Genomic DNA, 18,034 nt, shown 5'->3' on the forward strand with positions numbered 1-18,034 from the left:
GCGGGCGCCCGCCGGGAGGTCCCCGTGGGGGCCTGCACACGGGTATCCGTGCGGGGGCGTGCGCGGGTGTCCGTGCCCGGGTGTCCATCCGGGGGCGTGCGCGGGCGTCCGTCCGGGGCGCGCTCCTTGCGGATACGGTGACCGCATGGCGAACGCACATACGGAAACGGGCTCCGGCACGGGTACGGCGAGCACGGACACGGCCCTGACGAGCACGGGCGCAGCGGACGCCGGGGGCACGGCGGAGATCGGTGTCATCGGCGGTTCGGGCTTCTACTCCTTCTTGGAGGACGTCACCGAGGTCACCGTGGACACCCCCTACGGCAAGCCGAGCGACTCGGTCTTCCTCGGTGAACTCGGCGGCCGCAGGGTCGCCTTCCTGCCCCGCCACGGACGGGGCCACCACCTGCCGCCCCACCGCATCAACTACCGGGCCAACCTGTGGGCGCTGCGCTCCGTAGGGGTCCGCCAGGTGCTCGGGCCGTGCGCGGTGGGCGGGCTGCGGCCGGAGTTCGGACCGGGCACCCTGCTCGTCCCCGACCAGCTGGTGGACCGCACCAAGACCCGCGTGCAGACCTATTACGACGGTGAGCCCCGGCCCGACGGAACCGTGCCGAACGTCGTCCACCTCGGCTTCGCCGACCCCTACTGCCCCGCAGGTCGCAAGGCGGCGCTCGCGGCTGCTCGCGGTCGGGGCTGGGAGCCGGTGGACGGCGGCACCCTGGTGGTGGTCGAGGGCCCCCGGTTCTCGACCCGCGCGGAGTCGCGCTGGCACGCGGCGATGGGCTGGTCGGTGGTGGGCATGACGGGGCATCCCGAGGCGGTCCTCGCCCGGGAGCTGGGCCTCTGCTACACCACGATGACCCTGGTGACCGACCTGGACGCGGGGGCCGAGGCGGGCGAAGGCGTCTCCCACGAGGAAGTGCTCCAGGTGTTCGCGGCCAACGTGGACCGGTTGCGCTCGGTGCTGTTCGACGCGGTGGCCGGACTGCCGCAGACCGGGGGTCGCGACTGCGCCTGCGCCCGCGCTCTGGACGGGATCGACACGGGTATCACGCTGCCGTAGCGGGGGTCGCGAGCCGCGGACCCGGCCCGCCGCCACCGGCACTCGGCCGCTTCGGCGGGGCGGGGTCGCCGTGGAGCCTCCCGGGGCAGGGCGGGTTTCCCCGTACCGGGGGCCTCACGGGGTGGGCGAGTTTCCCTGTACAGGGGCCTTACCGGGGGGCGGGTTTCGCCGTACGGGGCCGCCACCGGGGGGTTCCCCGTACGGGAGGGGCCCACCGGGCGGGGTGGATCGTCACCGGATCGAGTGGCGGAGTTTTCCCCAATCCCGAGGCCGTCCACAGGCCCCAGCGGGACCTGCTCGGACCGAGGAGAGTGAGGGGGGTTCGGCCGGGTCGGCCGGTCCGGACCCCCCTTCTCCGTGCGCCTCTCCTGGCGCGCGTCGGCCCGATCCCAGGTGGTGCCATGTCCCGGTCCTCGTCTCCCCCCGCGCCCGCTCCCGTTCCGTCCTTCTCCTCCGCCTCCTCCTTCGCCTCCTCCTCCGCCTCCTCCTTCGCCTCCTCCTTCGCCTCCGCCCCTTCCTCGTGCCGGCACAACGCACCCCGCTCCCCCGCTGCCGCGCGTCCTTCCGGTTCCCCTCCCGTCTCCGCTTCCGGGGGGCGCGGAGAACCGCCGCCCCGGGCTCCCTCCCCGGTGCCCGCACCGTGCGGGGTGGGGCCGTTCGCTCCGCTGCGGGTGCGGGGCGGCGGCGCGGACCGGCTCCGCCGGATGCTGCGCCGTCAGCGGCGTGCGGCCGCGGCGGGACTCGCGCTGGCGGGAGCGGCGCTGGCGACCACGGGCCTGAGCAGCGCCGACGGGGTGGCCCGCCCTTCGGAGGCTCCGCCGGGGGCGGGCCGGGCATCCGTACGGCTGGTGTCCGCCCCGGTGCGGATCGCGGACCCGGAGACGGTACGGCTGCTGCGCCCGGGCGACCGGGTCGATGTGATCGCGGTCGGTGACGGGAGCGGCGAGGCGCGGGTGGTGGCCCGGGGAGCACGGGTGGCAGAGGTGCCGGGGTCCGGGACGGGGCCCGGCGAGCACGCGGCGGACGGCTTCGCCACTTCAGGCCCGGGGGCCGGGGCGGGCCCGGGGGCGCTGGTGGTGTTGTCCGTGAAGCGGTCGGCGGCCACGGCGCTGCTGGGCGCGGGCGTTTCGGGGCGGCTGGCCGTGGCGGTGTCCGATGCGCACTGAGGAGGGGCGGCTCACCGTGGCGGGGGATGACGGCCTGTCGGCCCGGGCCGGTCTCGGGCGGGGGCACGACCGCCCGGCCCCGTGCGCCCGCGGGCGGCGGCACTGCCGACCCGCGCCGCTCGGCCGTGGAGGAAGGCCCGGGCGGCGCCGACAGGACTGTTGCCGCGGGCCCGCGCGAGGGCGGGCAGCCCGCCGGGCCGCCGCTCAGATGTGGTGGGGCGGCTTCTCGTCCAGGAAGCGCGCGAGGTCCGCGGCACTGCCGCCGGCCGGAGGCCGCTCGCCCCACCCCTGGTCCGTATCGTCCGCCGACTGTCGGTCCAGCGGATCGTCGAAGATCAGAACAGGCCGGGGTTTCGGTTCCCCGGGCGGCCGCTCCTGCGGCTGCTGCTCCTGCTGCTTCGCATCGCGCGGTCGGGGGGCGGGGGCGGCACTCATGTCTCCAGGGTACGGCGGCACGCCGCGCGGGGGGAGCCGCCGCAGAACCGGGCGGTGGAGGTCAGTGGTCCTTCGGACCGATACGTTCGCACGGCATCGGCTCGCGCCCCAGCGGGCCTCGCCCCTGAGCTGAGGAGCCGCACGATGACATCCGTGGACCCGATGGACCCCGTGAACCCCCTGGACCCGATGGATCCCGCGAACCCCCTGGGCCCTGTGAACCCCGTGAATTCCATGAACCCCTTGGGCCCCGCCGACTCCCTGGGCCCTGTGGCCCCCGGAAGCCCCGTGGAACCGAAGGACGCGGCCCCGGCCGGAGGCCCCGGAGCCGCGCCCGGAGGTCCCGGCACCGCCGCGACCGGGACCGGCGGTGGCGCCGGGGCTGAGCGCATCGCGGGCGGGGCGCCCGAGGGGGTGGGCGCGGGGCCGGTGGACGCGTTGACCGACGTGACCGGCATCCGGGTCGGGCACGCCGAGGTCGCCGGGGCGGGGGCGTTGAGCGGCACGACCGTCGTCCTGGCCCCCGAGGGCGGGGCCGTGGCCGCCGTGGACGTACGGGGCGGTGGGCCGGGCACGCGGGAGACGGATGCGCTGGACCCGCGCAATCTGGTGCAGCGCGTCGACGCCGTCGTACTGACGGGCGGCAGCGCGTACGGGCTCGACTCCGCGTCCGGCGTGATGGCCTGGCTGGAGGAGCAGGGCCGGGGCGTCCGGGTCGGGTCCGGGCCCACCCAGGTGGTGCCGGTCGTCCCGGCCGCCGCCCTCTTCGACCTCGGCCGGGGAGGCGACTGGCGGGCCCGCCCGGACGCCTCGACCGGTCGCGCCGCGGTGGAGGCGGCGGCCGCCACGGGGTTCGGGGAGCCGGTGGCCGAGGGCGGTGTGGGGGCGGGCACCGGAGCGGTGGCCGGGCAGATCAAGGGCGGCATCGGCACGGCGAGCGTCCGCCTCGCCTCCGGGGTCACGGTGGCCGCCCTCGTCGCGGTGAACGCGGCGGGTGCGGTGGTGGACCCGCGGACCGGCGTGCTGTTCGGGGAGTACGGGGCCGGGGAGCCTCCGGCGCATCCTCCGGCAGAGGTCCACGCGGCGGCGGTGCGGCGTCTCGCGCGCCTACGGGAGGAGGCGGAGGCGGCCGGGGGCGGGGCACCGCCGTTCAACACGACGATCGCGGTCGTCGCCACGGACGCCGACCTGACCCGGGCGCAGGCCCAGAAGCTGGCGGGCACCGCACACGACGGCCTGGCGCGCGCGGTGCGCCCGGTCCATCTGCTGACCGACGGGGACACCGTTTTCACCCTGGCCACCGGGCAGAGGCCGGTACCGGCGGGGGACCCCGGCGCGGTCAACGAGATCCTGGCGGCGGGCGCCGACGTCCTCGCGCGGGCCATCGTGAAAGCGGTGCGCACGGCCCGGAGCACGCGGGGGCCGGGCGGCAGCATCCTCTCGTACACGGAGCTTTACGGGTAGGCCGGGCCGAGCACCGGAAACCGGGGGCCGGGAAACGCGGTCCGGGCAGGGGCGCGCGAGGTGGGCGAGGGGCGCGCGGGGACAGCCGATTCACCTTCCCTGCACGGGAGTTCGCCCCCCACCGCCCGAAATGCGCCGGGAACACGCGGGGAACTTTCTGCGTGCGCCCTACGTTTTTATCAACCCCGGTCACGATGTCGGACCCAGGGACTACGTTGAGCACGCACCATGTCACACGCGGCGACGGCCTGGAGACACCACCTTGAGCGATCCGTACGAGACAACCGAGCATCACCTCGACCGACTCCTGCGACGCGCCCTCAACTCCTTCGACCTGCCCGACAGCACGGTCGACCGCCTCGGCACCGCGCTCGCCCACAGCAGCTCGCTGCACTCGTCGCACCACAGCGCCGTGCTGCACCGCGAGACCTACCGGCACACGTATCTACTGGCCGACGGCTCCGCCCTGACGCTGTGGGAGCTGGTGTACAGCGAGGACCGCGACGTACGGACCCCGCCGCGGCACGAGGTGTACGACGAGGAGGGCGACGCCCGTATCGCCGCGTCCCGGCTGGCCGGCAGCTTCTCCGACTCCCCCCTCTTCACCGACGAGGGCGTACAGGAGACGCAGGGGGAGCTGGAGATGCTGACGGTCCTGATGTCCGCGCCCCCGTCCGTGCTCCCCCGCACGTACTCCCCGGACAATTCGGCGGACCACGCCCGCCGGGTGCTGCGCCGTGCGGAGAACGCCGACCGCCCGGGCGAACCGACGGCACGGCTGCTCCGGGCCGCCTTCGCCCACCACATCACCCAGATCTTCGGCCGCCAGTGCGATGTCGACGGCCGGCCCGCCGGGTTCACGCTCTACGAGCACGCGTTCCTGCTCCTCGACGGCAGCGAGACGAGTCTGTGGGAGGTCGAGCACACGGCGACGCCCGACGGCCGCCACATGTGCGAGGTCTACGAGGACGAGCAGACCGCCCGCGCGGCGATGGAAAGCCGCGCACGCATCTGCTGACCCCCGGGGCGCGGGCGGCGGACTCTGGGCCTCGGCACGGGTGTTCCGTCCGCTCCGGGGCGTCGAAGCGGACGGCCGGTCCTCGGCAGATCGCCGCCGAGGACCGGCCACCGCGCCGGAGAGAGCGGACCGCCTACCGGGCCCGCCGCGCCGGAACGGCGGGGAGAGAACCGCGGTGCCGGGTGGCTCCGTCGCACGCCGGGGTCATGCGGCGTGGTGTCCCGGCACGTCCTCCGCAGGACCGTCGCCCTCGGTGTGGGCGCGTGGCCGGGCGGGGAGGGCGAACATCACCAGGAAGATCACCGCGAGCACTCCGGCCACCCACCACAGCGTCTGCTGGAACGCTTCCACGAACGCGGGACCGACCTCGGCGGGCGCCAACCGGTCGCCGATCGCTCCGAAGAAGACGACGGAGACCAGGCCGAGGCCGAGCGCCGTCCCCATCTGCTGCACCGTGTTGAAGAGGCCGGACGCCGAACCGGCGTGCTCCTTGGGCACCTCGGAGAGGACCGCGTCGGCCAGCGGAGCCACGATCAGCCCCATCCCCACGCCCATGACCACCAGGGGAACGGCCATCTGCAGGGAGGTGATGCCCATGCCGTACCGCTCGCTCTCCCACAGGTGGACCAGCAGACCGGCGATCATGAGGAGCGCGCCGGCCTGGAGGACCTTGCGGCCGAAGCGGGGTACCAGCTTCTGCACGGAGAGCCCGGCGGCCACCGAGACGGCCACCGAGAACGGGACGCCCGTCGTACCGGCGCGCAGCACGCTCCAGCCGAGTCCGGTCTGCATGTAGAGGGTCCAGACCAGGAAGAAGATGCCGAGGCCGACGCCGAAGGCCAGCTGCACGGCGATACCGGCGGCGAAGCTCTTGACCCGGAACAGGGACAGCTCGATCAACGGCGAGCCGTCGGTCAGCGCCTTGTGACGCTGGTAGCGGACCAGCACACCGAAGACGAACAGGCTTCCCACCATGGACAGATGGCCCCACAGCGGCCAGCCCAGCTCGTGTCCCCGGGTGAGCGGGTAGATGAGCATCAGCATGGCCAGGGTGATCAGGGCGACGCCCGGCAGGTCGAGTCGGGCCGCCTTGGGGGCCTTCGACTCGCCGATGAACTTCGCCCCGAGGATCAGCCCCGCGATGCCGACGGGCAGGTTGATCAGGAAGATCGGCCGCCAGCCGAGCCCGAAGAGGTCCCACTGGGTGAGCAGCGCGCCGAGCAGGGGGCCGGAGACCGCGCCGAGCCCGACGATCGCGCCGAAGAGGCCGAAGACCTTGCCGCGTTCGTGCGCGGGGAAGGTGGCGTGCACGATCGCCAGGACCTGGGGCACCATCAGCGCGGCCGTCGCCCCCTGGAGGATGCGCGCCACGACCAGCATCTCGGGGCCGGTCGCGAAGCCGCAGAGCGCCGAGGCCAGCGTGAACCCGCCGATGCCGATGAGGAAGAGGCGCTTGCGCCCGTAGATGTCGCCGAGCCGGCCGCCCGTGATCAGTCCGGCCGCGAACGCGAGGGCGTAACCGGCGGTGATCCACTGGATCGCGGAGACCGACGCCTTGGTCTCCTGCCGGATGGTGGGGATCGCGATGTTGACGATCGTGACGTCGACCAGGTCCATGAAGGCCGCGGTCATCACGATGGCGAGCGCGAACCAGCGCCGCCGGTCGGCCGATGTGGCCGGGGCGGCAGGCACGACAGGGGCTGCCGGGGCTGCCGGTACAGCCGGGGCGAGCGACGCGGCCGGGGAGGGCGGATCGAGCTGGGGCGCCGCGAGCGGCGAAGGTGCGGAAGAAGGCATGGGAGGAACCTAAAGAGCCAATAGGTCAGAACGTGACCTGATGGTTCGGCACCCTGGATGCCATGACCGACACCCCGGCACGCCTGCTGAAACTGCTGTCGCTCCTCCAGACCCCGCGCGAGTGGCCGGGCGGTGAACTGGCCGACCGGCTCGACGTCAGCCCCCGCACGATCCGCCGCGACATCGACCGGCTGCGCGAGCTGGGTTATCCGGTCGAAGCCTCGCGCGGCGCGGTGGGCGGCTACCGCCTGGTCGCGGGTACCGCCATGCCGCCCCTCGTGCTGGACGACGAGGAGGCGGTGGCCATCGCGGTGGGGCTGCGCGCCGGGGCGGGGCACGCGATCGAGGGCGTCGACGAGGCGTCCGTACGGGCGTTGGCGAAGCTGGAGCAGGTGCTCCCCTCGCGGCTACGGCACCGGGTCTCCGCCCTCCAGAACGCCACGGTGGCGCTGACCAGGGGGGACGGCGCCACCATCGACCCGGGAACCCTGACGACGCTGGCTTCGGCGGTCACCGGGCGGGAGCGGCTGAGGTTCGCGTACCGCAGCGGCGACGGCGCCCGGACGAAGCGCCAGGTCGAGCCCTACCGCCTGGTGAGCGCCGGCCAGCGCTGGTACCTGGTGGCGTACGACCTCGACCGGGAGGACTGGCGTACGTTCCGGGTGGACCGGGTCGGCGAGCCGTACGCGACGGGGGCCCGGTTCGCCCCGAGACCGCTGCCGGTCGACGGCCCGGTGGGGAACGAGAGCGGCGGGACGCGGGGAAGCGGTGGAGCCGGCGTACGAGGAGACAGCGGCGGGGACGGGGACGCGGCGGCGTTCCTGACCCGGTCGATGCGGCGGATGCAGCCGGAGCTGCGGCTCGACGTGTGGTTCGGCGCACCGGCGGAGTTCGTGGCGGCCCGGCTGCCCGCGCACCTCGGCGCGCCGGAGCCGGACGGGGAGGGCGGCTGCCGCCTGCGGTCCTCGTGCACCGATTCGCTGGAGTGGGTGGCGCTGCGGCTGGCGCTGGTGGACTGCGAGTTCTCCGCGTACGGGCCGCCGCGACTGGTCGAGTACCTCGCGGACCTGGGTTCCCGGCTGGCTCGCGCCGCCCGGCCCGGAGAACGACCCGCCTGAGCCGCGCCGCCCCGCCCGGGGAGCCCGGGGGCCCGGGCCCCGGCCCGCCGGAGCGGGCTCAGGCCCGGGTACAGGCCCGGAACAGGGATGAGCCCCGGCGCCGGGGGGGGTGGGCGCCGGGGCTCAGCTCAGGGACCGGAAAACCGGTCGGTCGACCGGGACGACCCGGTCGGCCGGCCGGTGCGAACCGGCTTGATGGGGAGATTACGGGGTTATTGGCTCATGCCACAGCGTCAAAGCCCGTGTCGTGAGCCATTCGCTTCAATTCGAGCAGCGCGTGCTTCTCGATCTGGCGGATCCGCTCCCTCGTGAGGCCGTGCTGCTTCCCCACTTCGGTCAGGGTCCGCTCGCGTCCGTCCTCGATGCCGTACCGCATCTTGATGATGGAGGCGGTCCGGTTGTCGAGCTTGCCGATCAGGTCCTCCAGCTCCTCGCTGCGGAGCAGGGTCAGCACGGACTGCTCGGGCGAGACGGCGGAGGTGTCCTCCAGCAGGTCGCCGAACTGGGTGTCGCCGTCGTCGTCCACGGGCATGTTGAGGCTGACCGGATCGCGGGCCCAGTCGAGCACGTTGCCCACGCGCTCGGCGTTGGAGTCGAGCTCGGCGGCGATCTCCGCGTGCTCCGGATCGCGCCCGTGCTCCCGGTTGAACTCGCGCTGGACCCTGCGGATCCGGCCGAGCTCCTCCACCAGGTGGACGGGGAGCCGGATCGTGCGGGACTGGTCGGCGATGGACCGGGTGATGGCCTGCCGGATCCACCAGGTCGCATACGTGGAGAACTTGAAGCCCTTGGCGTAGTCGAACTTCTCGACCGCGCGCACCAGGCCCGCGTTCCCCTCCTGGATGAGGTCGAGGAGAGGGAGCCCCGCGCGCGGGTAGCGGCGGGCCACGGCGACGACGAGTCGGAGGTTGGAACGGATGAATATGTCCTTGGCGCGCTCGCCCTCGGCGACCAGCGCCTCCAGCTCCTCGCGCTTCGCACCGCCGCCGGCGCTCTCCACCTCGCCGTCGAGGATCTGCTGGGCGTAGACGCCCGCCTCGATGGTCTGGGAGAGGTCGACTTCCTTGGCGGCGTCGAGCAGCGGTGTGCGGGCGATCTCGTCCAGGTACATGCCGACCAGGTCGCGATCGGCGATTTCCCCGCCCACGGCGCGAACACTGCTGGCCCGGTCGGTCCCACCGGAGGCGGTGGACGTACGACGGGCGACGGCACGGGTTGCCATGCGTGCTCCCTTGCTGAGTAGGTCGCGACACCCTTCCGGGTGCCCTGCATCCGATGGAAACAACGACTGGAATCCGGACAGAATTCCCATGCCACTCATTCATTTTCGTGATCATGCAGTACCCTGTCCGCCGCCGGCCGCTGGATGCCGCTCCCGGATTCCCCCGGAAACGCAGGTCAGAGCCGGTATCGCAGGCGATGCGGCCCTTCCCGGCTCCTCGGCCGGATACCCGCGATCGGCGCGTCCATGAGACCGCGCTCACTCGCGTGCCCGCTTCGGCTCACCCACCCCGAAGGACGACGGGGGCGGCGGGCGGGTTGCTCAGGACGACGATCGCGGTCTCGGACCAGAACAACCGGCCCAGGACATCCGGCCCACGGCCTCCGACCCAGGACATCCGGACCAGGGCCCCGGACCGAGGACCGCCGGGACCCCGGACCGAGCGACGCCGGGACCGCGGCCCGATCCCCCGCTCCCCGCGCCTGCCTAGCCTGACGGCATGGACGACACCACGGGCACCCTGGACGAAGCGCTGGAGCGTATCCACCTCTCGGGGCCGGAGCGCGACGGCTGGCTCAGCAATCACGCGCCGATGGCCGTGGAGGCGCTCGTACGGCACGGCCAGGCGTCGGCCGTGCACCGCTGGCTGGACCGTTACGGTCCCAAGCTGGAGGAGATGCCGGGGGCCGGCACCCCGGTGACCGCGCGGAACTGGCGCGAGGCGCTGGGCGACCCCCGCCGCGTCGCCGACTGGACGGCGTACTTCGAGCGTGAGACGGCCGGGCGACCGTGGCGGGACGTGCTGGTCGAGTGGTGGCCCCGGCTGCTGCCGGGGATCGCGGCGGGGGCCACGCATCCGGTGATCCGGGCAGGCCATGCCGTACGGACCCTGCTGGCCGGCCGGGCGAACGCGCCGCGCGTCCGGGAACTGGCCCACGCCCTCGGCTACTGGGCCGCCCGGCACCAGCCGCTGCCCGTCCTGACGCCGCTCGCCCCCGCTTCGAGCGCCATGGCGGCCCTGGACCGGGTCCCTCCGGTGCCCGAGCGGAGCGGCGGCATCCGGGACCGGTTCGTCCAGCTCACCGGCTTCCCGGACTGGCCGGGGCAGGAGCCCCTCGGCGCGGAGGCCGCCCGGTCCGCGCTCCAGGAGCTGGTACGGGCGTCGACCCACCGGTACGCGACCCACGGGCACGGCGATCCGATCATGCTGGTCCACGCGGCAACCGCCCCCAACGCCGTCCTGCGCACCCTGCCCGCCCTCCCCGCTCGGCTGTGGGAACCGAGCCTGCGGGCCGCCTGGGCGGCCGCCGCTGCGGTCACCGCCGCCTACACGCCCCGGGCGGCCGTCCCGGTCCCGTCGCCGGCCGGGCCGGCGGACGCGGAGGAACTGTTCGCGCGTGCGGCGGCCCACGGGGACGACCACACCATCAAGTTCACCGACACCGCGCTGGACGTGGGCGACGCGCTCGCGTTCGCCGCCGCCCGGCGCGCGATCGAGCTGAATCCACCGGCCTTCCAGGGGTATTGATCACTCCGTCGCCACCACCGCCACCGTCACCGCCACTCCGCACCGGCTCGCGTCCCCGGCGCTCTCAGCCGAACTGCACCGAGCGCTTCGCCAGCCCCATCCAGAAGCCGTCGATGACGCTCTTCCCCCGGTCCAGCTCGTCCTCGGCCGCGCCCAGCGTCACGAACAGGGGCGCGAAGTGCTCGGTGCGCGGGTGGGCCAGCGCCCCGGCCGGGGACCTGTGCTCGAAGTCGAGCAGCGCGTCGATGTCCTGGGCCCGCAGCGCGCGGTCGCCCCAGTCGTCGAACTCCGCCGACCAGCCGGGGACCCCGCCGCCCCGGTGGCGCAGGGCCGCCAGGTTGTGGGTGAAGAAGCCGCTGCCGACGATGAGCACGCCCTCGTCGCGCAGCGGGGCGAGCTTGCGCCCGACGTCCATCAGCTTCCGCGGGTCGAGGGTCGGCAGGGAGATCTGGAGGACGGGGACACCGGCGTCCGGGAACATCTCGACCAGCGGGACGTACGCCCCGTGGTCGAGCCCGCGGTCGGGGATGTCCTGGACCGGGGTGCCGGCCCCGCGCAGCAGTTTGCGCACGCTGTCGGCGAGCTGCGGGGCTCCGGGGGCCCCGTACCGCACCCGGTAGTAGCGCTCGGGGAAGCCCCAGAAGTCGTACACGAGCGGCACGGTCCCGGTGGCGCCCAGGGCGAGCGGGGCCTCCTCCCAGTGGGCGGAGACCACCAGGATCGCGCGCGGGCGCGGCAGCTCCGCGGACCAGGCGGCGAGCTGGCCGGGCCACAGGGGGTCGTCGGCCAGCGGCGGGGCGCCGTGCGAGAGGTAGAGGGCGGGCATGCGCTCCGCGGCGGTGGTCATGGCACTCCCATCCACGGGACGCGGAGCACGGCCCCCCGGCGCCGCGGGGGCGCCGGGAGATCCGGATCCGGTCACGAGTTCGTCAGAGCAGGAGTTCCCCGAGGTCATCCGGGGGATCGTTGTTCAGGGGTCCTGCGGAATCCTCGGGGGAGTTCCTTCGGTCCCTCTGCGGGGTCCTCCTGGGGCAGGTTTATTGAAACTTCAAGTTCCAACCTCAGGAGACCTTAGCCTTATCTAGTTAAACTTTCAAGAAAAGGTCGTACAGTGGAGTCCATGACCACGGCACCCCCCGGCGCGCCGCGCTGGCTCACCGACGAGGAGCAGCACACCTGGCGCGCCTACCTGCATGCCACCACGCTGCTGGAGGACCATCTCGACCGCCAGTTGCAGCGTGATGCCGGGATGCCGCACACGTACTACGGACTGCTCGTCCAGCTCTCGCAGGCCCCGCGCCGCCGGATGCGGATGACGGAGCTGGCCCGGAACGCGAAGATCACCCGGTCCCGGCTCTCCCACGCCATCGCCCGGCTGGAGAAGAACGGCTGGGTGCGCCGCGAGGACTGCCCCTCCGACAAGCGCGGCCAGAACGCGGTGCTCACCGACGACGGCTACGCGATGCTCCGCCGGTCGGCGCCGGGCCATGTCGAGGCCGTCCGGCAGGCGATGTTCGACCGGCTCACGCCCGAGCAGGTGAGCAGCCTCGGGGAGATCATGAGGGTCCTCGCCACCGGCCTGGAGCCGGAGGGCGCGGACGCGGACCTGCCCTGGCTCCGCTGAGCGGGGCCAGGGCAGGGGCCGGGCGGGGCGGGAAGGACCCGCCGTCGTCAGTGGGCGACGACCGGGATCTTGAACTCCTCCTCGGCGCCCGCGTCGGACGTCGCTCCCCCGCCCGTCCCCACCCCGGGGCGGCCGGTGTTGATGAGGGCGAACGCGATGGCCGCGGCGGCGACGAGGATGCCGACCGCCCACCAGATCGCCGCGGCGAAGCCGCTGACCATGGCCTGGAGCTCCAGGAGCTTCGGGTCCGCGGCACGGGCCGCGTGGTCGGCGACATACGCGGTGGTGGCGCTCGCGGCGATGGTGTTCAGCAGAGCGGTGCCGATCGCGCCGCCGACCTGCTGCGAAGTGTTGACCATCGCGGAGGCCACCCCCGCGTCGCGCGGCTCGATGCCGTGCGTGGCCAGGGACATCGCCGGCATGAACGCCGTGCCCATGCCGAGGCCGAGCAGCAGCATGCCGGGCAGGATGACGGCCGTGTAGCTGGTGTCCAGGTCCAGCTGGGTCAGCAGCAGCATGCCGACCGCGGCGACCAGGAAGCCGGGGCCCATCAGCAGGCGCGGCGGAACCCGGGTCATCAGCCGGGTGCCGATCTGGGTGGAGCCGGTGATCATGCCCGCGATCATCGGGAGGAACGCGAAGCCGGTCTTGACGGGGGAGTAGCCCTTCACGACCTGGAGGTAGTAGGTCAGGAAGAGGAACAGCCCGAACATCGCGATGATGGCGAGCCCCAGCGAGAGGTAGACCCCGCCGCGGTTGCGCTCGGTGAGGACGCGCAGCGGCAGCAGCGGCGACTTCACGCGCGCCTCGGTCATGACGAAGGCCAGCAGCAGCACGGCCGAGGCGACGAACATGGCGATCGTCAGCCCGTCCGACCAGCCGGCCGACTCGGCGCGGGTGAAGCCGTAGACCAGGGTGACCAGGCCGAGCGTGGAGAGCACGACGCCGGGGATGTCCAGCGGTGCGCGGTTACGGGCGCCGGAGGGCTCGCGGATGACGAAGTACGCGCCCGCGGCGGCGACGACGGCGAACGGGATGTTGACGAAGAACGTCCAGCGCCAGTTCAGGTACTCGGTGAGGAAACCGCCGAGGATCAGCCCGACAGCGCCACCGCCGCCGGCGATGGCCCCGTAGATGCCGAACGCCTTGGCGCGCTCCTTGGCGTCGGTGAACATCACGGCGAGCAGCGAGAGGGCCGCAGGGGCGAGCAGGGCGCCGAAGACCCCCTGGAGGGCCCGGGAGCCGAACATCATCGCCTCGTTCTGGGCCGCCCCGCCGAGCGCGGAGGCCAGCGCGAAGCCGATCAGACCGACCACGAAGGTGCGCTTGCGCCCCCAGAGGTCGGCGATCCGGCCGCCGAAGAGGAGGAGACCGCCGAAGGCGAGGGCGTAGGCGGTGATGACCCACTGCTTGTTGCCGTCGGATATGTCGAGGTCGGTCTGGGCCGAGGGCAGCGCGATGTTCACGATGGTGGCGTCGAGGACGACCATCAGCTGGGCGAGCGCGATGAAGGCCAGGGCTTTCCAGCGGCTCGGATCGGGAAGATCGGTGTCGGCGATACGCGGTGTACCGGCTGTTTTCGGCATGGGTGGAGCCGCCTAAGGAGGTGCGGGGGCGCCGGGGCGCCGCAAGGTGAGCGTCGGCGGTACGCACTGCGGCGTACGCGCGACGGTGACGTGGGCCGCCCGTGCGCGACAGGGGCGTACGGGCCGGTGTTCGGGTCAGGCGGTGAGGGGCGGCGGGGCCGGGAAGGTGCGGGTCGGCACGGGGTTCAGGAGCGCCGCAGCTCCTCCAGGGTCGCCGCCGTGCCGGGCAGTTCCGAGCGGGCCGGGGTCTCCAGCCCGTCCAGGAACAGCTGCAGATGGCGGTGGGTGAACCGGTCGATGCCCTGGCAGGCGATGCCGGGCAGCGGCCGGGTGAGTTGGGAGAGGGCGACGAGTACGTCACCGACGGCGATGTCGGTGCGCAGCCGCCCCGCGGACATGGCGCGCGCCACGAGCCCTTCGACGGCCTCTTCGAGGCGTCGGCGCTCGGCGAGCAGGTCGGGGTGGTCCCGGTCGAAGACGCCGGAGATCATCGGGCACAGGGCCCCGATCCGTTCGTCGGCGGCCGCGTGGACGAAGCGGCTGAGCGCGGCGAACGGGTCGGACTCCGCGGCGGCGGCCTCTTCGGCCCGGAGGGTGGTGCGGGAGGTGACCGCGAGGACGACCTCGTGGGTGAGGGCGGCGCGGTCGGGGAAGTTGCGGTAGAGCGTGGCGTTGCCGACCCCCGCCCGGCGGGCGACGTCGTCCAGCGCCACGTCCGGCCCGAACTCGACGAACAGCTCGCGCGCCGCCGCGATGACGCGCTCACGGTTGCGCAGCGCGTCGGCGCGCGGGCGGGCGGAGCGGCAGGGCGCCGCCGGTGCGGACTCCTCGCCCGCGCCCCGGGTGCCGCCCCCGTTCCCGGTGCCGGGCTCGACGGCGCTCTCGGTCTTCACCACGGTGCTTCTCCTCCCGCCCTCTGCCGGACCGGCCGTCCCCCTGCCGGGGACCGCCTCCCCGCTCAGCGGGGCACCTGGGTAAACGGGGAAAAGCTCCCCACTTATTTCCACCTCTCCCTGTGACCTGGACCACACCCTCTGGGGAGGAAAACCCTCCGATCGGCGCACCCAGCGAGCGCCCGCGGACCGCCCGGCACAGGCTGATCGCCAGAGCGCAGTCAGGGGACGGCCGGCTGCCGCGGACCCCGAAGGCGCCTCTATGCAGCAGCCCCGCCACCGGATACGCAGACACCGCCGCCCGATCGCCCTGGTCGGAGCGACCGCGCTGGTCATAGCGGCCATGGCCTCGGCCAGCACCACCCTCCCGGCCGGCGGCCGCGCCTCGGCGGGACCGGCGGCCACCTCCCAGGACGCCGCACTCGCGCCGTGCCGGATCTCCGCCGCCATGGGCGTCCAGATGTCCGAGGGCCTGCCGACGCCGCCCGGTTACGCCCGGTCGACCGGCGAGATCAAGGCGCTCAACCTGATGATCGACTTCCCGGACGCGGAGGGCACGGAACCCGCTGCGGACCGGTACGCGGAGTTCTTCCCGCAGACCTCCGAGTGGTTCAGGACCAGCTCCTACGGGCGGCTCGACTACCGGCCCGAGGCCCCCGTCGAGGAGTGGCTGCGGATGCCGGCGCCGTTCGCGGAGTACGGGATAGAGCGCGGCTCCCCGTTCGAGCCGGGCTACCGCCGGCTGGTGGAGGACATCGTCGCGGCGGCCGACCCCCGGGTCGACTTCTCGGCGTACGACCTGGTCAACGTCCTCGTCACCCCGAACGCCGGCCCCTCCGCGCTGGACACCGTGCTCTCGGTGACCTTCTCCGGCAACGACGAGGCCCCGGAGGCGGACGGCGTGCCGCTCTCCAACACGTCCTTCGTCTACAGCCGCCAGGACGACGGCTCGGGGTCGTACGCCGAGACCGGCTACCGCGTCCTGCCGCACGAGAACGGCCATGTCTTCGGGCTGCCCGACCTCTACACGATGGAGGGCGGCGGCTCGGTGGGGCACTGGGACATCATGTCGGAGGACTGGGGGGCCAACAACGACTTCCTGGCCTGGCACAAGTGGAAGCTCGGCTGGCTCGACAACGACCAGATCAGCTGCGCGTCCCGGCCCGGCGTCAGCGACCACACGCTCGGCCCGCTGGCCGCCGAGGGCGGCCCCAAGCTCGCGTTCGTCCCGCTCAGCGCGGAGTCCGGCTACGCCGTGGAGGTCCGTACGGCGGCGGGCAACGACGAGGCGGTCTGCCGGCCCGGGGTGCTGATCTACAAGGTCAGCTCGGACGTGGACACCGGCCAGGGCCCGGTCTCCGTCGCCGACGCCACGGAGGACAGCGGCGGGTGCACCCGCCGCCCCAACGTGCACGCGGAACTGTCCGACGCCCCGTTCCGCCCCGGCCAGACCTTCACCGACCGGGCCAACGGCGTACGGATAGCCGTGCTGGACGAGGACGACGGCACCTACCGGATACGGGTCACGCGCCCGTGAGCGGGGGGCCGCGCCCACGGGGCGGGGCGGGGCCCGGCCGGAGACCGGCGGAGGAGTGACGCACCCGCGGCCCGGGTGACGGCTCACGCGTCCGAGGGCCGGGTGACGGCTCACGGGCGCACGGCCCGGACTGCGGCTCAGGCGCCCGCGGCCCGGCCGACGACCGAGACCCACCCCTCGCGGAGCACGGCGCGGTCCCCCGTACGGAACCAGCCGCCGTCACCGAAGACGGCCTCGGTCGCCGCCGCGTCGCGCCAGTAGCCGCGGAACAGCGACTGGCCGCGCAGCCACAACTCCCCCGCCTCCCCCTCGGGCAGCTCCTCCCCGGACGGACCGGCGATCCGCACCTCGGTCACCGGAGTGGGGCGGCCCCCACCACCGGAGTCGGCGCCCGGGCCGTCGCCGAAGGGGGCGAGGACCGTGCCGCCGGTCTCGGCGAGGCCGTACCCGCCGGGGAGGAACGGGCCGGCGCCCCGCGCCCCGCCCGGCAGCTCACCCCCGCCCGGCCCGTCCGTCAGCCTGGCGGCCGGCGCCCCGGCGGGTTCATCGGTCAGCGTCCCGGTGGGTTCACCGGCCGACGCCCCGGTGGGTTCACCGGCCGGTTCATCGGTCAGGACGAGTGCGGCGCCGACCGCCATCGCACCGTAGAACCCGGTGAACGCGGCGGGGTGGGAGAACGGCAACGCCATCCGGGTCTCCGGGGCGGGGCCCTGCCCCGGGATGACACCGCGCGCCAGGGCGGAAGCCGCCGCGTGGTAGCGGGGGTTGAGGGCGGAGGCGGCCTGGGCGAGGTGGGTGGCGACCGCGCCCTTGGGGCGGCCCGGGACGCGCGAGGTGTAAAGGATCGTGGCGTCGTCCTCGGGCCGGGGCTCCACGTCGGGCGGCGCGGCCAGCGGGTCAGGGGCGGGGAACTCCTCGTACCGCTCGATCCGCAGCCCCGGGGCCCCGTCCCCCGCACCCTCGGAGCCGTGGAAGAGGACGACGCGCGCCCCGGCCCGCCGGGCCCACTCCGCGACCCGCCCCAGCCGCTCCCCGTCCACGAGGAGCACGGCGGGTTCGCAGTCGTCGAGGACGGGGGCGAACTCGCTCTCGGCCCACCGGGCGTCGAGGGGGACGGCGACGAGCCCCGCCAACTGGGCGGCCCAGAAGGCGACCTGCCACTCGGGACGGTTCCCCATCGCGATCACGGCCCGCTCCCCCGAGCGCAGCCCGTAGCGCTCCCGCAGGCGTACGGCGAGGGCGGAGGCGGCAGCGAAGAACTCCCCGTAGGAGGACGTCCGCTCCCCCGCGGTCAGGAACGGGGCGTCCCCGTGGGCCCAGGTGGCCTCCACGAACTCCCGGAGCGTACGGGGTCCGTGGGCGTACTCCGGAACGCCCCGCTCACCGGGGACGACGGCGAACGGCGCGCCCGGGGCGGTGAGGGACGCCTCGACGCGCTCGGCCCGCCGGGTGCGGTCGGACGGGGACGGAGACAGGGGGACATGCGGCACGGACGGCCTCTTCTCGCGCTGACGCCGGAACCTACTGACGCGCGAGACGCTATGCGGGCCGAGGCGCGACGCCAAGGCCGCCGGCGCCGG

Annotated in this window: 15 protein-coding genes; 8 read left to right on the forward strand and 7 right to left on the reverse strand. The window is 73.9% G+C overall.

Going from position 1 to position 18,034, the window contains the following annotated elements:
* The first annotated feature begins 145 nt into the window (after nt 1-145).
* Nucleotides 146-1,066: an S-methyl-5'-thioadenosine phosphorylase gene (locus ACH4K1_RS11690; protein ID WP_398088691.1), complete on the forward strand. Its 921-nt coding sequence runs from the start codon at nt 146-148 to the stop codon at nt 1,064-1,066.
* Nucleotides 1,067-1,737: 671 nt separating this feature from the next.
* The gene (locus ACH4K1_RS11695) at nt 1,738-2,232 is read left to right on the forward strand and encodes a hypothetical protein (RefSeq protein WP_398088865.1); all 495 of its coding nucleotides are present in this window, start codon (nt 1,738-1,740) and stop codon (nt 2,230-2,232) included.
* Nucleotides 2,233-2,436: 204 nt separating this feature from the next.
* Here ACH4K1_RS11695 and ACH4K1_RS11700 read toward each other — a convergent pair whose 3' ends face one another.
* Nucleotides 2,437-2,667 carry a hypothetical protein gene (locus ACH4K1_RS11700; RefSeq protein WP_398088692.1) on the reverse strand — a complete coding sequence of 77 codons (231 nt, stop codon included), beginning with the start codon at nt 2,665-2,667 and terminating at the stop codon, nt 2,437-2,439.
* 162 nt (nt 2,668-2,829) lie between these two features.
* Between ACH4K1_RS11700 and ACH4K1_RS11705 the strand changes: the two genes are divergently transcribed.
* Together ACH4K1_RS11705 and ACH4K1_RS11710 are read left to right on the forward strand one after the other, a co-directional pair.
* Nucleotides 2,830-4,131, forward strand: a complete 1,302-nt coding sequence (locus ACH4K1_RS11705; protein WP_398088866.1) for a P1 family peptidase — start codon at nt 2,830-2,832, stop codon at nt 4,129-4,131.
* Between the two features lie 262 nt (nt 4,132-4,393).
* The gene (locus ACH4K1_RS11710; protein ID WP_398088694.1) at nt 4,394-5,149 is read left to right on the forward strand and encodes a DUF6227 family protein; all 756 of its coding nucleotides are present in this window, start codon (nt 4,394-4,396) and stop codon (nt 5,147-5,149) included.
* A gap of 204 nt (nt 5,150-5,353) precedes the next feature.
* On the opposite strand, the gene ACH4K1_RS11715 is transcribed toward ACH4K1_RS11710, so the two are convergent.
* Nucleotides 5,354-6,946: an MFS transporter gene (locus ACH4K1_RS11715; RefSeq protein ID WP_398088696.1), complete on the reverse strand. Its 1,593-nt coding sequence runs from the start codon at nt 6,944-6,946 to the stop codon at nt 5,354-5,356.
* A 62-nt stretch (nt 6,947-7,008) separates the two neighbouring features.
* Here ACH4K1_RS11715 and ACH4K1_RS11720 point away from each other — a divergent pair, with 62 nt between their 5' ends.
* Entirely contained in the window at nt 7,009-8,064 is a 1,056-nt protein-coding gene (locus ACH4K1_RS11720) for a helix-turn-helix transcriptional regulator (protein ID WP_398088698.1), read from the forward strand.
* A 220-nt stretch (nt 8,065-8,284) separates the two neighbouring features.
* Here ACH4K1_RS11720 and ACH4K1_RS11725 read toward each other — a convergent pair whose 3' ends face one another.
* Entirely contained in the window at nt 8,285-9,286 is a 1,002-nt protein-coding gene (locus tag ACH4K1_RS11725; protein ID WP_398088699.1) for an RNA polymerase sigma factor RpoD/SigA, read from the reverse strand.
* A 499-nt stretch (nt 9,287-9,785) separates the two neighbouring features.
* Between ACH4K1_RS11725 and ACH4K1_RS11730 the strand changes: the two genes are divergently transcribed.
* Nucleotides 9,786-10,814, forward strand: a complete 1,029-nt coding sequence (locus ACH4K1_RS11730; RefSeq protein WP_398088700.1) for a questin oxidase family protein — start codon at nt 9,786-9,788, stop codon at nt 10,812-10,814.
* Between the two features lie 64 nt (nt 10,815-10,878).
* Here the strand turns inward: ACH4K1_RS11730 and ACH4K1_RS11735 are convergent, their stop codons facing one another.
* Nucleotides 10,879-11,661: a dioxygenase gene (locus tag ACH4K1_RS11735; RefSeq protein WP_398088702.1), complete on the reverse strand. Its 783-nt coding sequence runs from the start codon at nt 11,659-11,661 to the stop codon at nt 10,879-10,881.
* 264 nt (nt 11,662-11,925) lie between these two features.
* Between ACH4K1_RS11735 and ACH4K1_RS11740 the strand changes: the two genes are divergently transcribed.
* A complete protein-coding gene (locus tag ACH4K1_RS11740) occupies nt 11,926-12,438 on the forward strand; it encodes a MarR family winged helix-turn-helix transcriptional regulator (RefSeq protein ID WP_398088704.1) in 513 nt (170 codons plus the stop codon).
* A gap of 47 nt (nt 12,439-12,485) precedes the next feature.
* Here the strand turns inward: ACH4K1_RS11740 and ACH4K1_RS11745 are convergent, their stop codons facing one another.
* Nucleotides 12,486-14,024: an MFS transporter gene (locus ACH4K1_RS11745; RefSeq protein ID WP_398088705.1), complete on the reverse strand. Its 1,539-nt coding sequence runs from the start codon at nt 14,022-14,024 to the stop codon at nt 12,486-12,488.
* A gap of 185 nt (nt 14,025-14,209) precedes the next feature.
* Nucleotides 14,210-14,920, reverse strand: a complete 711-nt coding sequence (locus ACH4K1_RS11750; protein WP_398088707.1) for a TetR/AcrR family transcriptional regulator — start codon at nt 14,918-14,920, stop codon at nt 14,210-14,212.
* 259 nt (nt 14,921-15,179) lie between these two features.
* Between ACH4K1_RS11750 and ACH4K1_RS11755 the strand changes: the two genes are divergently transcribed.
* Nucleotides 15,180-16,454: a M6 family metalloprotease domain-containing protein gene (locus ACH4K1_RS11755; RefSeq protein WP_398088708.1), complete on the forward strand. Its 1,275-nt coding sequence runs from the start codon at nt 15,180-15,182 to the stop codon at nt 16,452-16,454.
* A 137-nt stretch (nt 16,455-16,591) separates the two neighbouring features.
* On the opposite strand, the gene ACH4K1_RS11760 is transcribed toward ACH4K1_RS11755, so the two are convergent.
* A complete protein-coding gene (locus ACH4K1_RS11760) occupies nt 16,592-17,944 on the reverse strand; it encodes an AMP-binding protein (protein ID WP_398088710.1) in 1,353 nt (450 codons plus the stop codon).
* Nucleotides 17,945-18,034 lie beyond the last annotated feature (90 nt).

It is taken from the genome of Streptomyces sp. NPDC017448 (assembly GCF_044330565.1).
Lineage (GTDB): Bacteria > Actinomycetota > Actinomycetes > Streptomycetales > Streptomycetaceae > Streptomyces.

Coding starts and splice junctions, on each gene's coding strand:
- ACH4K1_RS11715 (WP_398088696.1), bottom strand. CDS start 6,946: ATGCCTTCTTCCGCACCTTCGCCGCTCGCGGCGCCCCAGCTCGATCCG.
- ACH4K1_RS11755 (WP_398088708.1), top strand. CDS start 15,180: ATGCAGCAGCCCCGCCACCGGATACGCAGACACCGCCGCCCGATCGCC.
- ACH4K1_RS11720 (WP_398088698.1), top strand. CDS start 7,009: ATGACCGACACCCCGGCACGCCTGCTGAAACTGCTGTCGCTCCTCCAG.
- ACH4K1_RS11730 (WP_398088700.1), top strand. CDS start 9,786: ATGGACGACACCACGGGCACCCTGGACGAAGCGCTGGAGCGTATCCAC.
- ACH4K1_RS11690 (WP_398088691.1), top strand. CDS start 146: ATGGCGAACGCACATACGGAAACGGGCTCCGGCACGGGTACGGCGAGC.
- ACH4K1_RS11745 (WP_398088705.1), bottom strand. CDS start 14,024: ATGCCGAAAACAGCCGGTACACCGCGTATCGCCGACACCGATCTTCCC.
- ACH4K1_RS11725 (WP_398088699.1), bottom strand. CDS start 9,286: ATGGCAACCCGTGCCGTCGCCCGTCGTACGTCCACCGCCTCCGGTGGG.
- ACH4K1_RS11705 (WP_398088866.1), top strand. CDS start 2,830: ATGGACCCCGTGAACCCCCTGGACCCGATGGATCCCGCGAACCCCCTG.
- ACH4K1_RS11700 (WP_398088692.1), bottom strand. CDS start 2,667: ATGAGTGCCGCCCCCGCCCCCCGACCGCGCGATGCGAAGCAGCAGGAG.
- ACH4K1_RS11735 (WP_398088702.1), bottom strand. CDS start 11,661: ATGACCACCGCCGCGGAGCGCATGCCCGCCCTCTACCTCTCGCACGGC.